The sequence below is a fragment of the Camelimonas sp. FR25 genome (assembly GCF_059740505.1).
This window is the reverse complement of record NZ_JCAWFG010000021.1, coordinates 142865-157329: the sequence shown is the minus strand read 5'-3', so window position 1 is coordinate 157329 and position 14465 is coordinate 142865. Positions and strand designations below refer to the sequence as shown.

The following is a 14465-nucleotide window of genomic DNA, read 5'->3' as shown; positions in this document are numbered from 1 at the left end:
GACATGTGTTCCGCCGGGCCCTGCGCGGCCTGCGCGCCGATGCTGACCGTGCGCCATGTCAGCCGGCGTTTTGGCGGCAAGGCGGCGCTAGCCGACGTCAGCCTCGACCTCGCCCAGGGCGAGATCATCTGCCTCGCCGGTCAGTCCGGCTGCGGCAAGTCCACGCTGCTGCGCATTATCGCCGGTGTTGATCGCGCGGACGCGGGCAGCATCTGCCTCAATGGCGTCGAGATCGCCGGCCCACGCAGCTTCGTCGAGCCGGAGCGGCGCAATATCGGCTTCATGTTCCAGGACTATGCGCTGTTTCCGCATCTGTCCGCCGCCGACAATATCGGCTTCGGCCTGCGCCGCCTCAGCCGCGCCGACGCCCGCCGCCGCATCGCAGAGGTGATGGATATCGTTGGCGTCAGCCATCTCGCCGGGCGCTTCCCGCACATGCTGTCGGGCGGCGAGCAGCAGCGCGTCGCGCTGGCCCGGGCGCTGGCGCCGCAGCCGGCGCTGATGCTGATGGATGAGCCCTTCTCCAATCTCGATCGCGGCCTCAGCGAACATGTGCGCGAGGAGACCCTCGCCGTGCTGCGCAAGCTCGGCGCCAGCGCCATTATCGTCACCCATGATCCGGAAGAGGCGCTGGCCGCTGGCGACCGGGTGGTGCTGATGCGCGACGGCCAGATCGTCCAGGCGGGCTCAGGACGCGAATTGCATGACGCGCCCAATAGCCTCTACGCCGCCGAATTCTTTCGCCCCTGCAATCGCCTCGCCGGTCGCGTCGCCGGCGGCCAGGTGATGTCGGCGCTCGGCGCCTTTGATGCGCCCCCAGGCCTGGCCGAGGGCGAGGCGGTGGTGGTGTGCGTGCGCCAGCATGCGCTGAAGCCCGCGCGTGAGGGCGATGGCGTGGCGGCCACAGTGCGCGGTTACGCCTTTCTCGGCGATGTCGGACAGATGCGGCTTGAGCTGCCTGGCGCGGCCCAGCCGCTGTTCATGCGCACCTCCGGCGACGGGGCGGCGCGCTGCGGTGACGCCATCTGGGTCCAGGTGGAACGGCGCGACGTGTATATCTTCCGCCCGGACTGAGATGCTCGCCGGAAATTGCATTGAATGCCATTACGGCTTGTGGTTCAGCAGCAACCATTGTGGCCGGGAAGCCACCTAACCCAAGGACACCTTTATGGGTCGCTCACAGTCTATCCGGACTCTCCTGCTCGGCGGCGTGTTCGCCTGCCTCGGCGTCGCCAGCGCCAGCGCTGCTGAGGTCAACATTTACACCAACCGCGAGCCGGGCCTGGTGCGGCCGCTGCTCGACGCCTTCACCGCCAAGACCGGCGTCAAGGTCAACACCGTGCTGCTCAAGGACGGCATCGCCGAGCGCGTCACGGCTGAAGGCCAGAGCTCGCCTGCCGACATTCTGATGACCGTCGACGCTGGCCGCCTGATGGATCTGGTCGACAAGGGCCTGACCCAGCCGGTGAAATCAGAGGTGCTGGAAACCAACATCCCGGCCAATCTGCGCGATCCGGACGGCAATTGGTTCGCCACCTCCTCGCGTGGCCGCGTGGTCTATGCCGCCAAGGACCTGAAGCTCGACGCCATCACCTACGAAGAGCTCGCCGACCCCAGGTGGAAAGGCAAGATCTGCATTCGTAACGGCAAGCACCCCTATAACACCGCCATGTTCGCCGCTTACCTCGTCCACCACGGCGAGGAAAAGACCCGCGAATGGCTGAAAGGCCTGAAGGCTAACCTCGCCCGCAAGCCCGGCGGCGGCGATCGCGAAGTGGCCAAGGACATCATGGGCGGCGTCTGCGAGATCGGCATTGGCAATTCCTATTACGTCGGCCTGATGCGCTCGGGTCGCGGCGGGCCGGAGCAGGTGACCTGGGGCGAGGCCATCAAGGTGGTGCTGCCGACCTTCAAGGATGGCGGCACCCAGGTGAACATCAGCGGCTCGGCGGTGGCCAAGCACGCGCCGAACCGCGCGGACGCCGTGCGCCTGCTGGAGTTCCTCGTCTCGGAAGAGGCGCAGAACATGTATGCCGAGAAGAACTTCGAGTATCCGGTGAAGCCAGGCGTCAAGCCCAACGCCATCATCGCCAGCTTCGGCCCGTTGAAGCTCGACAGCGTGTCGCTGACCGAGCTGGTCAAGCACCGCAAGCAGGCGACCCAGCTGGCGGAAGAGATCGGCTTCGACCAGTAACCCAAGGCGGCGCGTGGCTGACGCATGCTGACAGGCACAGATGCCCCGTCAGCGCACGGACGATCCCATCAGGCGACAATGTCTGGTGGGCATCTGCCTGGTGGGCCACTTTGCCGGGCTGGCCATCTCGCCTGATGCGGCAGCCTGCCCCCGGCGCAGGCGCGCAGACTGCATGGTTCGCCAGGCGAAGACCGGATCATGCCTTGATGAACGTCAGGCAAGCTGCGCATAAACAGCATCGCTCCGGGCGGTCTGGCTCATGTTTGCGCCTTGACCTGCCCGGCGGCTTCGCCCGGGCGGCGGCAGGCGCATAAGCCAGCGACTGGCGCCGGCCATCGGGGCGTTATTTTCGTTTGACGGCTCCCGCTGGCGCTGGCGTCAGATCAACTCTATCGGGCGGCGCCCGCCAGCTGGCGGCCTCGCTCTCAGGCAGGTTCGCGCGCCCATGGCGACAGAGTTCACGCTGCAAGGGCGCAGCGCACAGCGTCTCACCGCCGGCGGCGGCTGGCTGGCCGGCGCCATCGTCGCCGCCGTGCTGACCAGCATCCCGGTGATCGCTTTGCTGTGGCAGGCGCTCAGCGGCTCGGTGGCGCTGTGGCCGCATCTGCTCGCCCATGTCATTCCCCATGCGGCGGGACAGACCCTGCTGTTGCTGCTCGGCGTCGGCGTGATCACCGCCGTGCTCGGCTGCTCGACGGCGTGGCTCGCCGCGGCTTGCGATTTTCCCGGTCGCCGGATGCTGGAATGGGCGCTGCTGCTGCCGCTGGCGATGCCGACCTACATCATCGCTTACGCTTACATGGATCTGCTGCATCCGGTGGGGCCAGTGCAAGGCGGCGTCCGCGCCCTGCTTGGCTACGCCAGCCCGCGTGATTTCCGTTTGCCGGACATCCGCTCGCTCGGCGGCTGCATCATCCTGCTCGGCTTTGTGCTCTATCCTTATGTCTATCTGACCACCCGGGCGATGTTCCTGACCCAGGCCGCCAATCTCATGGAGGCATCGCGTACCCTCGGGCTGAGCCGCGCCCAGGCGTTCTTTCGCGTGGCGCTGCCGCTGGCGCGGCCCGCCGTGGCCATCGGCGTGTCGCTGGCGCTGATGGAGACGCTCAACGACGTCGGCGCGTCAGAATTTCTCGGGGTCAACACGCTGACCCTGTCGATCTACTCCACCTGGCAGAACCGCTCGGACCTCGCCGGCGCCGCCCAGATCGCTTTGGTGATGCTGGTGCTGGTGGTGGCGCTGATCGCCTGTGAGCGCTGGGCCCGCCGCCGCCAGCGCTACTGGAGCAGCCCGCAGCGAAATCGCCCTCTGGCGCCGCAACGGCTGGGCCGGACTGCGGGCGCGCTTGCCACCGCATGGTGCCTGCTGCCCGTGCTGGTCGGCTTCGTCGCCCCGGCGGGCTATCTCGTGGTTGAAGCGTGGAAGCGCTACAGCTTCGCCGGTCTCTCCAGCCAGCTGCTCAGCGAAACCACCGCCACCATCGCGCTGGCCGCCATCGCCACCGCCATCACCCTGACGCTTGGCGTGGTGGTGGCCTATGCGGCGCGGTCGCGGCCTGGCGGCCTCACCACCGGCCTGCTCCGCCTCGCCAGCATCGGCTACGCCATGCCCGGCGCCGTGGTGGCCATCGGCGTGCTGGTTCCCACGGCGTTCATGGACCAATGGCTTGACCAGAGCGCCCGGGCCTGGTTCGGCGCCAGCATTGGTCTTGTGCTGCTCGGCTCCGGCGCGGCGCTGCTCTACGCTTATGTGGTGCGCTTTCTGGCCATCACCGTCGGCTCGGTCGACGCGGGCCTCGACCGCATTCCCCAATCCATGGACCAGGCGGCGCGCAGCCTCGGCCAGACGCTGAGCGGGACGTTTTTCCGCGTGCATCTGCCGCTGTCGACCGGCGCCCTCGCCTCGGCCGGCTTGCTGGTGTTTGTCGATGTGATGAAGGAGCTGCCGGCGACCTTGCTGCTGCGCCCGCTCAATGTGGAGACGCTCGCCACCCACCTCTATGGCGAGGCGGCGCGGGGCTCCTATGAGGACGCTGCGCTGGCGGCGCTGGCCATCGTGCTGGCGGGCATCATTCCGGTGATCGTGCTGGCGCGCATTGGCCGCCGCGCGCCGGACTGACCACGCAAGCGGACGACAGGCGACGCGCCCCCGATCGCTACGTCGCGGCCGCAGGCGCAGCCCCTGCCCTTTGGCCCCGATGCGAGCTGCCCTTGCGCGCATATTGCCTGGTTACAAGGACAGGCCGCCGGTTGCTTCAGCGTCGCCGTACATGCAAATGTCGGGGCAGGGATTTTTTTTCAGAGGATTGCATCCGATGTTCAAGACTGTTCTGGCGGGAGCCGCTTTCGGCGTTGCGCTGACGTTTGGCGCCGTCTCTGCGCAGGCCGCTGGCGCGTTCACCTGCCCGGCCATCACTGGCGCTGACGCGCAGGCCGAGGCGAAGACGGTCCAGGGGATTCTTGGCGGCGGCGATCCGCTCGACAAGCCCGAGCTGCTCGACACCGCCGTCGACGCGCTCAACAAGGCCGGCGTCAGCCGCGCCATGATCATCGACAATGTGGTCAGCGCCTATTGCCCGTCGGTCGCCGCCAACAAATCGCTGACCGACCTGCAGAAGAACCTGCGCGTGCAGCGCGTCGCCGCCATCCTGACCCAGCGCGTCTATAATCTGACCAATGAGGAAGCGGTGATCATCGACGTGGCGCTACCGCCGGATCTGGCCGACGCCGTGACCGCCCGCGCCAAGGCGCTCGGCGTGTCGCCGTCCGAGTGGATCGCTGGCGCCGTCGCCACCACCGTCGCCAAATAAGGCGCGCGCTGTAAGGCGCGTGCGCTAAGGCAGGTCGCGCACGGCCTGCCGCTCAGCCCCAGCGGCACGCGATGATGGTCCATCCTCGCGCGTCAGCTCGCTCACATTGAACTGTCGCACGGGCGGCCGCGAACTCGCGGCCCCTGCGCCAGAGATGGCTGTCTGGCGTCGCGCCCGGCCAGGGCCCAGACGGCGGACAAGCGGCCGCAGGTCTCGCCCGCTAGCCTCTCCTGTCGCCGCGAGCTGTGGCGCGCCACGGGGCGGCGACCAGGCTTGCCGCCGCTGCGGCCAATGCATGACCCATAGTCCGGGGGGGCGATGACCACGGTGGATCAGCCAGATACGCCGAAGCGCCAGGCGCGCTTCGTATTCGTCGCTTTGGTCGCTGGCGCGCTGACCGGCGTATTTGGCGGCATCTTCCATCTGGTCATTGATTATCTGATCGCCTGGCCGGGCTGGCTCGCCGCCCAGCTCAGCGGCTGGCGGCTGATTGGGGCCAGCGCCGCCATCACCATGTTCGCCACGGTGTTCGCGGTATTCCTGACCCGCCGCTTCGCGCCGGAGGCCAGCGGCAGCGGTGTGCCGGAAATCGAAGGCTCGATTGAGGGCATCCGCCATGTGCGCTGGCAGCGAGTGCTGCCGGTCAAATTTTTCGCCGGCATTGCGGCGATCGGCTCCGGCCTCGTGCTGGGTCGCGAGGGGCCGACCATTCACATGGGCGGCTCGGCGGCGCTGGCGGCGTCTGACATGTTCCGGGTCAAGGGCGAAGACCGCCGGGCGCTGCTGGCGGCTGGCGCGGCGGCAGGCCTTGCCTGCGCCTTCAACGCGCCGCTGTCGGCGGTGCTGTTCGTCATCGAAGAGACCCGCAAGCAGTTTCCCTACCATTTCCGCACCTATATGGGCGTGTTCGCCGCCGCCATCACCGGCACGGTGGTGACGCAGCTGATTTCCGGCGTCCGGCCCTTCCTGCCGCTGACCACCAGCGAGGCGGCGTTGGCCAGCCTGCCCGCCTTTGCGGTGATGGGGATTGCCCTGGGCGTCATCGGCGTGCTGTTCAATCTGTGTATCATGGCGACGCTGGACTTCGCCGCCGCCTGCCAGCGCCGGGCCCCTTATGTGTGGCCGGCCTTTGTCGGCCTGCTGATCGGCGCGCTCCTCGTCATCGCGCCGCGCACGGTGACGGGCGGCGAGCGGGTGATCGCCGAGATCGTCCCCCTCGCCCCCTCAATCGGCGTGTTGCTGATGCTGGCGGCGGCGCGCTTCGTCACCTCGGTGACCAGCTACTCCGCCGGGACCCCTGGCGGCATTTTCGCGCCGATCCTGACGCTCGCCACCTGTATGGGCCTCGCCTTTGGCCTCGGCTTCGAGAGCTGGCTGCCGGAGCTGTTCAGCCAATGGGGACTGACGCCCGCCGCTTTCGCCGTGGTGGCGATGGCGGCGCTGTTCAGCGCCTCAGTGCGCGCGCCTGCCGTCGGCGTGGTGCTGGTGATGGAGCTGACCGGCGCCTATCCGCTAACCCTGCCAATGCTCACCGCCTGCCTCACCGCCAGCCTCGTCGCCCAATGGCTGCGCGGCCGCCCGATCTACGAGCAGATGCTGGAGCGGACGCTTGCCCAGGCCGGCGTCACGCCGCCCGCCGCAGCGGCTCCCCCCATCGGCCTCGCCGCCGACGCCAGCCGCAAGGCGGCGTCGTAGCGGGCGTCTGGCGCAAGGCCACAGGACTGGCGGACAGGTTGGGCGACCGGGACACGCCAGCGGACTTCGGTGACCGCAGCGAACACCCACACCGCCGTCATGCCCGTGCTCGTCACGGGCATCCACGTCTTGCCGTCGTCACGCTAACCGATAACGACGGGCACAGGCGCGCGCCCCATGGCGGGTCAAAGCAAACGCGTGGATGCCCGTGACGAGCACGGGCATGACGGGCTGGGGGGCGCGGGTGGCCGCTCACATTGGCCTCGCCGCCGATGCTAGCCGCAATGCGCAACAGCGGGCGTCTGGCGTAAGGCCACTGGTCGGCGGACAGGATGGGCGGCCGGGACGCGCCAGCGGGCTCCCCGGCCGCCGCAGCGAACACACACCGCCGTCATGCCCGTGCTCGTCACGGGCATCCACGACTTCCGTCGTAACGCCCGCCAACACTGACGGCTGCAGGCGCGCGTCCCTTGGCAGGGCAAAGCAAACGCGTGGATGCCCGCGACAAGCACGGGCATGACGGGCTGGGGGGCGTCGCATACAAGACAGGATCAGGGGCGTCGGGGCGTCGCCGGCAAACGTCAGCCGGCGTCTGGGTCGCCTTCTGCCTGTTTGCGTTGTCGCGGCTTTGGCTGGGCGCCGAGGTGGGCGGCGCCGCGCTGGCGGGCCAGCGTTTCCTGCTTCTGGCGTTCGGCGAGGCTCTGGCGACGGGCGTCGTCCAGTTCATCGACACAGGCGGCGCAGCTGACGCCCTCCACATACGCCGGATGGGCGCGATCATCGGCGGATAACGGACGGCGGCAGCCGTGGCACAGGGTGTAATCGCCCTGCACAAGGCCATGGCGCACGGTGACGCGCTGGTCGAAGACGAAGCAGTCGCCCTGCCACAGGCTGTCCTGCTCCGGCACGGTCTCCAGATATTTCAGGATGCCGCCCTTGAGGTGAAACACCTCTTCGACGCCCTCACTCTTGAGGAAGGCCGTCGACTTCTCGCAGCGGATGCCGCCGGTGCAGAACATGGCGACCCGCGGCGGCTTGCCGCCTGGCGCATCCTCGCCCAGCAGCCGCGCCCGCTCCGCCCGGAACCAGGCCGGAAAATCACGAAAACTGCGGGTGCGCGGGTCGATCGCGCCCTTGAAGGTGCCGACCGCCACCTCATAATCGTTGCGGGTGTCGATGACGATGACGTCCTGGGCCGAGACCAGCGCATTCCAGTCCTCGGGCGCGACATAGGCGCCGACATCCTGCAACGGATCGATGTCAGGCTCGCCCATGGTGACGATTTCCTGCTTCAGCCGCACCTTCATGCGCCAGAACGGCATGGTGGCGGCGGCGGCGTATTTCACCTCAAGCCCGGCGCAGCCAGGCAGCGCCCGCACATGCGCGACCACCTTTGCGATGGCGTCTGCGCTGCCGGCGATGGTGCCGTTGACGCCCTCGCGCGCCAGCAGCAGCGTGCCCTTGACGCCGAGGCGACAGCACAGGCGCGCCAGCGGCTCGCGCAGGGCGGCAGGATCATCGAAACGCGCAAAATGATACAGCGCCGCCACGCAGAATGGGGCGGCGTCTGGCTGCTGGCCGGCGTCTGGCTCGCCCTGCGGCGCGACAGCGGACATGAGATGGCTCCTGTTGGCAGAACAATGGGTGCGCGAGGGGTGTATGGCGGCGAGCGGCCTCAGCCAGCCAGCAACGGATCGTAGAAGCCCGGCTTGAAGCCGACGATGATGGCGTCGCCGCGCGTCAGCACCGGGCGCTTGATCATCGACGGCTGGGCCAGCATCAGCGTCAGCGCCCGCGCGGCGTCAAGATCGGCGCGCTCGGCCTCAGGCAATTTGCGAAACGTCGTCCCGGCGCGATTGAGCAGCGTCTCCCATCCGACACGCTCCATCCAGCCGCGCAGCAGGTCTTCGCTAACGCCTGCGGTCTTGTAATCGTGGAACTCATAGGCCACGCCATGGTCATCGAGCCAGGCCCGCGCCTTCTTCATGGTGTCGCAATTGCGAATGCCATAGATTGTCGTGACCGTCATCACCTGCTCCTCCCGTGTCGCACCTGCTATACAGCAGCCTGCGGCGCGGCGCAGTCCTGACGCCTGCTACAGATCATCCCAGCGCGCACCGGGTTGCAGCGCATCTATCCGCCCGATCACCCGCCTTTGGAGCCGCCCATGACCAGCTACCAGACGGACGCCATTGTGGTGGGCGGCGGCGTCGTTGGGCTCGCCATCGCCCGCGAGCTGGCGCTGGCGGGCCGTGAGACCATCGTGCTGGAGCGGCACGGGGGCCTGGCGCGCGAGACCTCAAGCCGCAATTCCGGCGTCATGCACGCCGGCATTTATTATCCGCCCAACTCGCTGAAAGCCCGCTTTTGCGCCTCGGGACGGTCGCTCTTGCAGCGCTATTGCGTCGACCGGGGCGTGGAGCACCGCCAGTGCGGCAAGCTGATCGTCGCCTGCAATGACCGTGAGGCCGACGCCCTGCCGGCCCTCATGGTCCGCGCCAAGACCAATGGCGTGCGGGACATCCACATGGTTGACGGGGCCTTGGCGCGGGCGCTGGAGCCGGAGCTGGCCTGTATCGCCGCGCTGCTGTGTGGCGACACCGGCATCGTCGACGCTTTGGCCCTGGCCGCCAACCTTGCCGGCGACATCCAGGCGGCGGGCGGCGACATCGCGCTCAAATCCATCGCCAAAGCCATCATCCCCGATGGCGCATGCCTGCGCGTGCTGGTGCAGGGCGACGATGGCGACATTGAATTGCGGGCGAGGACCGTCGTCAACGCCGCCGGCCATGGCGCGCCGGCGCTGGCCCTGGGGACGCGAGGGCTTGGCGCGCCCGCGCCGCAACAATGGTTCGCCAAGGGCAATTACTTCGCCTTCACCGGGCGCAATCCGTTCCGGCGGCTGGTTTATCCGGCCGGCGTCGCCGCCAGCGGCCTCGCCGCCGGACTTGGCGTGCACGCCACGATAGATCTCGGCGGTCAGCTGCGTTTCGGACCCGATGTGGAATGGACCGACGCCGCCGATGACTACACGGTCAATGCGGCGCGCCAGGCGCTGTTCGAGGAGGCGATCCGCACATGGTGGCCCGGCCTGCCGGACGACGCCCTTGCGCCAGCCTGGGCCGGCGTGCGGCCCAAGCTGCATGGCCCAGGCGCGCCTGCGCCCGACTTCCGGATCGATGGCCCCGAGGTCCACGGCGTCGCCGGCCTCGTCAATCTGTTTGGCATCGAGAGCCCTGGCCTGACCGCATCCTTCGCCATCGCGCGGCATGTGGCGCAACTGGGCGCGGGCTCCTGAGATCTGGTTTGCCTGCGCCGTCACGGCGGAAGCGTTCGGCCCTCGGGAACCAGCGGATCAGGTGGTGATGACGCTTGCCCCCAGCGCCTCGTTCGGCGCGGCGATGAAACCGTCGCCAGGGCGCTGGCCGTTCAGCGCCGACCAGCGCCACCCCGGGGCGCGGCATCGGACAACCCTGATCGCCAGCTGCGGGTTGACCATTCTCAACCTCAGGGCCTGTCTCCAGCAATGCTCATACAGCTCATCCGGGCAACCATGTCTGGCGACGCACGCCTTGTGCGCCCTGTCCGAGGGATTGATCAGGATAAAGCGCACGCCAATCCGCCCCGTCACGGAGCGCATCTGCGGCGCGCCGCAAGGCGGCGGAACGTTACGGAAGTCATATAGGGACACCGCGTTGCTCTTGCCGACGACGAGCACCTCATTGTGCCCACCTGCCCGTCTGGGTATCAGGTCTCTGGGCGCCCTGACATTGATCAGACTTTTGGCGGCTGGCTTCTGGCGCTGGAACAGACCTTTGAGCGTCACGTCGGTCAGCAGACACTCCGACAGCAGCGCCGCTTGCTCGATGCGGCGCAGGCTTTGGGCGCGTTCAGCGTAGCGCGCTCCCACATGGTTGGGAAACCAGACATCGTCATTGTGTGCGCCAACAATGTTCTGTGGCGGCACGCGCAGAGCGAAACCCACGCTGGCGATGGTGTCATCGCCCGGCCAGGTCAGCCGTATCAGCGAGCAACTGACGACATCCCAGCCGCCCACCAGCTCGTGAAAACGCCGGCAATAGACAGGCCCCTGGTCATGGCGGACCATGTGCACCAGAGCCAGGCTGGCGTCATCGTCGTTCCACCTGACCGGCCGCTGCGACCGCGATGGGACAAAGTGTTCGTCGACCAGATGGGCGCAGTACAACCGCTCCCATGCCATGAGGATGTCCATTTTCTCGCTGTCGACGACAAAGGACTTCCCGTCCTGCACGTGACGCTTCTGCTGCTTGCGGATCAGGCGCATCATCGGGGCGTCGGTCATCAGGCTCTCCTGTACGATCCCCAATCCCGCCCCCGATCTCCCCCGATGTGCGCCAACGACCACATGCGGCCGCCCACGCCGTGATTGCCCCCCCACGACGCCTTGCCCCCCACCGCCCCGGGCCCGCGACAGCCTGGACCAGCCACATCCTCGGCCCACAGCGCCCGTGCTGCGCGGAACGCTCCGGCAATCTCAGCTATTCAGCCGGGTTCACAACCGGGACGCCGCCATCCGCTGCGCTCACGATCACGTCTCGCAAGATTCTATTTCAGAAATATATCGCAATACGTTGACATGTTGAAATACTTTCTTGCGTGATTACGCTGCGACATGCCCCCGTAAACCCGGCGCTACCTGCGTGACATCCAATGTGCATCACAGGCTGCGGCGTCGGCCATGAGGAAACGTCACGCCATGCGTCCCACCATCGGCGCCACTCTGCGAAGCCGATGCGGTGAGCAAATTGCGTGCCCCCCTCAACTGGCGTGTGGTGCAGAAGCCTGGAACCCATGGCCATGCACAGCCTGTTACGGCCCCAGCGCGCCAGTTACTGCTGTCTTGTGCTGCCGACTTGTCCTGCTGTCTTGTCCTGCTGTCTTGCGCCCGCAGTGTTGGCGGCTGACGCGTTGCCGACGCTGGGCTAGCGGATGGGCGCTCAGCAACTGCGACAACACACCGCCGCGCGACGTCAGACGCTCTGCAGGCAGTCCGTCACGCGCCATTTCGACAGAAATCCGGCGCAATTTCCGCTCCAATGGGCCGCGCCTCAAGAACATGTCCGGCAAGAATACAACATTATTCTGGATTTTCTGGCCAATGAACCGGGTCACGACTGCAAGGCGATCGCCGCAACTGGACGCAGCCAGCCGCATGGCATGCGCCAGCGGACGCATGCAGCTGTCGCAACTGTCACAATGAGTCAAGCTTAACAATAAAGGGGCATCGACATACAATAGCCAAACAGAACGGCGTAACGTCATCTAGGGCAATCACCTGCCTCATCCAGTCGCGACCCTGCGGATGACATACAAGATGTGAAGAGCAAATCCCTTGCCAATCGGCCACACTATTGGTGATGATGCCGTCACAGCAGATGACTGGAGCATGCGAGCCCTGTGACATCCAAGAAACGTCAACGAAACCTGAGCCAACCGGAGTAAAGTCAATGGCGGCGAAGTTCGAAATCTATGTCGATGCCGGCGGCCAGTTCCGGTTCCGGCTCAAGGCGGCCAATGGCCAGAACATCCTGTCGAGCGAGGCTTACAAGCAGCGCGCCAGCGCCGTGAATGGCGTGCAGTCGGTGCAGAACAATGCCCCCGACGACAATCGCTATGAACGCAAACAGACCTCTTCAGGCAAATTCACCTTTAGCCTCAAGGCGGCCAATGGCCAGATTATCGGCTCCAGCGAGACCTATGAGACCGCCGCCAGCCGTGACAAGGGCATTGAATCGGTGAAGAAGAACGCTCCCGACGCCCAGATCGTTGATCTGTGACGCAATATGCTGTTCGCGTTGGGGCGCATTTGCGCCTCGACAGCGCATGTCGTGGAGCGATGCCCTTGCCCGAGCGGACATGGGCACGGCGGCCACAACGGTGATCGGTGGGGGCGCCGCTCACCGGGGATTGCGTCTGCCTCGGAAACGGCGGGCGATGTCGTCGCAGCCGTCGGTTCTGTCGTTTCGGGAGGGGGTAGTCCGCAGGCTGACCGACGCCAGATGACCACGTCGCTGCACAACGCGTGGATGCCCGTGACAAGCACGGGCATGACGCCGGTTGTAATGGCCGGCGGGCCGTTGCGGCAAGTCGCGCGCCTGGCGCAGGAAAGCAAGTGGGGGGCTAGAACAGGGCGCATTCGCTCCCCCACCCGCCTCAGACCTCGCGCCCGGCGCCGGCAGCATGGGTGCGCGCCCAGCGCCGAGCCGTGATCGGCCGCCTACCCCAGCAGGCCGCCGACCAGCTTCCAGCGCTTGCCGTCGAAGGTCATCATCTGCATCTGCTTCAGCGGAGCAAAATCATCGGGCGTGGTGCGCGCCTTCACCCCGGGGATCAGCGTGTCGAACTCCCAGCCTGGCACGTTGGCCGCCTGCTTCATAAGATTGGCCCGGGTCAGATCATCGCCGCAGGCCTTGAGCAGGCGGGTGGCGAAATCGGCGATATAGTAGCCGGTGGTGTAATTGAGGTCGGCCTTGTTGGCGCCTGGCACATATTTGTCCATGAAGGCGTGCCAGCGCTTCATGCCCGGATCATTGTCCCAAGCCGGATCGGTCGGATCCTTGACGTAAGCCACCGAGATCACGCCGACGCTGTTGTCGAGGCCAGCCGGTTGCAGCACGCCAGCCACCGAGGCGGCGATGCTCGACAACAGATGCAGCGGCTGCCAGCCCATTTCCTTGACCTTGCGGATGGTCTGGGCGGCGAATTTCGGCGAGGCGTAAGTGATCAGCGTCTCGGCACCTGAGGCCTTCAGCTTCAGGATCTGCGAATCGACATTGGTGTCGGTGATCTCATAGCTCTCCACCGCCAGCAGATTGGCGTCCTTCCCCAGCGCCTGCTTGATGCCGGCGTGAGCGTCGCGGCCCAGATCATCATTGGCCATCAGCAAAGCGATGCGTTTGCCGGGCTTCTGCTGCATGGCGTAGACGGCGAGGATGCGCGCCTCATTGAGGTAATTGGGCAGCGCCGCCATGGTCCATGGGTAGTTCTTCGGGTCGTTGAACTTGCTGATGCCGCTGGAGATCAGCAATTGCGGCACGCCCTTGCCGTTGAGGTATTTATGGATGGCGGCGTTGGGCGCGGTGCCAAGCGCACCGACGATGGCGAACACCTCCTCCTGTTCCACCAGCCGCCGCGTCGCCTCCACGGTCTTGGGCGGCGAATAGGCGTCGTCGAGGCTGATCAGATTGATCTTGCGGCCATTCACCCCGCCCTGATCGTTGATCATCTGGAAATAGGCGGCTTCGGTCTTGCCGATAATGCCATAGGCCGAGGCCGGGCCACTGTAGGGCATGGTCTGGCCGAGCTTGATCTCAGTGGCGGTGACGCCCGGGACCTTCTCACCTGCGGCGCGCGCTCCCGTCGCCGACAGCAGCGCCCCCGCCGCAGGTAGCGACGCCAGCGCGCCAAACTGGAACAGTCTCCGGGTCACCGTCATATTATCCTCCCATGTTTTTTGACATGTTATGACAAATAACGGATGCAGCAAGCATGATGGCGGAGGTGAGGACGCCAGCGCCGTAGCGGGCCGAGCGGCGCCCGCTCCATCTGCGGCTCCCTCCCTATGCAGGAAGCATGGTCGGATCGCCAAAACCATCCCGTTTGATCACAAAGCGCGCTCAAGGAGGCCACAGGACTGGCAGTGTCCGTCCGGGTCATCGCTGACTCCGTCCTCGCGCCCTATCTCTGACAGGTCGGAAGCGTTCAGTGCGTGGGAACCCACCCCG

11 protein-coding genes are annotated in these 14465 nt (G+C 66.5%); 7 read left to right on the top strand and 4 right to left on the bottom strand.

Features of this window, described 5'->3' with window-relative positions; translation table 11 throughout:
• Positions 1-39: 39 nt before the first annotated feature.
• The 5 genes from AC6A67_RS03320 (at position 40) to clcA (ending at position 6699) form a co-directional block, all read left to right on the top strand.
• A complete protein-coding gene (locus AC6A67_RS03320) occupies positions 40-1074 on the top strand; it encodes an ABC transporter ATP-binding protein (protein ID WP_498035134.1) in 1035 nt (344 codons plus the stop codon).
• Positions 1075-1168: 94 nt separating this feature from the next.
• Complete coding sequence (locus AC6A67_RS03315; protein WP_498035133.1) at positions 1169-2194, top strand: Fe(3+) ABC transporter substrate-binding protein; 1026 nt, start codon at positions 1169-1171, stop codon at positions 2192-2194.
• A gap of 445 nt (positions 2195-2639) precedes the next feature.
• Entirely contained in the window at positions 2640-4313 is a 1674-nt protein-coding gene (locus AC6A67_RS03310; protein ID WP_498035132.1) for an ABC transporter permease, read from the top strand.
• A gap of 196 nt (positions 4314-4509) precedes the next feature.
• On the top strand, positions 4510-5004 hold the full coding sequence (locus tag AC6A67_RS03305; RefSeq protein WP_498035131.1) for a hypothetical protein: 495 nt from the start codon (positions 4510-4512) through the stop codon (positions 5002-5004).
• A gap of 318 nt (positions 5005-5322) precedes the next feature.
• On the top strand, positions 5323-6699 hold the full coding sequence (gene clcA, locus AC6A67_RS03300; protein ID WP_498035130.1) for a H(+)/Cl(-) exchange transporter ClcA: 1377 nt from the start codon (positions 5323-5325) through the stop codon (positions 6697-6699).
• A 581-nt stretch (positions 6700-7280) separates the two neighbouring features.
• On the opposite strand, the gene trhO is transcribed toward clcA, so the two are convergent.
• Positions 7281-8315 (bottom strand): oxygen-dependent tRNA uridine(34) hydroxylase TrhO, encoded by a 1035-nt coding sequence (gene trhO, locus AC6A67_RS03295; RefSeq protein WP_498035129.1) that lies wholly within the window; start codon positions 8313-8315, stop codon positions 7281-7283.
• 59 nt (positions 8316-8374) lie between these two features.
• Positions 8375-8728, bottom strand: coding sequence for an ArsC family reductase (locus tag AC6A67_RS03290; RefSeq protein ID WP_498035128.1), 354 nt, complete (start codon positions 8726-8728; stop codon positions 8375-8377).
• 138 nt (positions 8729-8866) lie between these two features.
• On the opposite strand from AC6A67_RS03290, the gene AC6A67_RS03285 reads away from it, so the two are divergent.
• The gene (locus AC6A67_RS03285) at positions 8867-9997 is read left to right on the top strand and encodes an NAD(P)/FAD-dependent oxidoreductase (protein WP_498035127.1); all 1131 of its coding nucleotides are present in this window, start codon (positions 8867-8869) and stop codon (positions 9995-9997) included.
• 57 nt (positions 9998-10054) lie between these two features.
• Here the strand turns inward: AC6A67_RS03285 and AC6A67_RS03280 are convergent, their stop codons facing one another.
• Complete coding sequence (locus AC6A67_RS03280; RefSeq protein ID WP_498035126.1) at positions 10055-11023, bottom strand: hypothetical protein; 969 nt, start codon at positions 11021-11023, stop codon at positions 10055-10057.
• A gap of 1165 nt (positions 11024-12188) precedes the next feature.
• On the opposite strand from AC6A67_RS03280, the gene AC6A67_RS03275 reads away from it, so the two are divergent.
• On the top strand, positions 12189-12518 hold the full coding sequence (locus tag AC6A67_RS03275; protein WP_498035125.1) for a YegP family protein: 330 nt from the start codon (positions 12189-12191) through the stop codon (positions 12516-12518).
• Positions 12519-12958: 440 nt separating this feature from the next.
• Here the strand turns inward: AC6A67_RS03275 and AC6A67_RS03270 are convergent, their stop codons facing one another.
• Complete coding sequence (locus tag AC6A67_RS03270; protein ID WP_498035124.1) at positions 12959-14176, bottom strand: ABC transporter substrate-binding protein; 1218 nt, start codon at positions 14174-14176, stop codon at positions 12959-12961.
• Positions 14177-14465: the final 289 nt, after the last annotated feature.

Coding starts and splice junctions, on each gene's coding strand:
- AC6A67_RS03285 (WP_498035127.1), top strand. CDS start 8,867: ATGACCAGCTACCAGACGGACGCCATTGTGGTGGGCGGCGGCGTCGTT.
- AC6A67_RS03290 (WP_498035128.1), bottom strand. CDS start 8,728: ATGACGGTCACGACAATCTATGGCATTCGCAATTGCGACACCATGAAG.
- trhO (WP_498035129.1), bottom strand. CDS start 8,315: ATGTCCGCTGTCGCGCCGCAGGGCGAGCCAGACGCCGGCCAGCAGCCA.
- AC6A67_RS03320 (WP_498035134.1), top strand. CDS start 40: ATGCTGACCGTGCGCCATGTCAGCCGGCGTTTTGGCGGCAAGGCGGCG.
- AC6A67_RS03280 (WP_498035126.1), bottom strand. CDS start 11,023: ATGACCGACGCCCCGATGATGCGCCTGATCCGCAAGCAGCAGAAGCGT.
- AC6A67_RS03270 (WP_498035124.1), bottom strand. CDS start 14,176: ATGACGGTGACCCGGAGACTGTTCCAGTTTGGCGCGCTGGCGTCGCTA.
- clcA (WP_498035130.1), top strand. CDS start 5,323: ATGACCACGGTGGATCAGCCAGATACGCCGAAGCGCCAGGCGCGCTTC.
- AC6A67_RS03310 (WP_498035132.1), top strand. CDS start 2,640: ATGGCGACAGAGTTCACGCTGCAAGGGCGCAGCGCACAGCGTCTCACC.
- AC6A67_RS03315 (WP_498035133.1), top strand. CDS start 1,169: ATGGGTCGCTCACAGTCTATCCGGACTCTCCTGCTCGGCGGCGTGTTC.
- AC6A67_RS03275 (WP_498035125.1), top strand. CDS start 12,189: ATGGCGGCGAAGTTCGAAATCTATGTCGATGCCGGCGGCCAGTTCCGG.
- AC6A67_RS03305 (WP_498035131.1), top strand. CDS start 4,510: ATGTTCAAGACTGTTCTGGCGGGAGCCGCTTTCGGCGTTGCGCTGACG.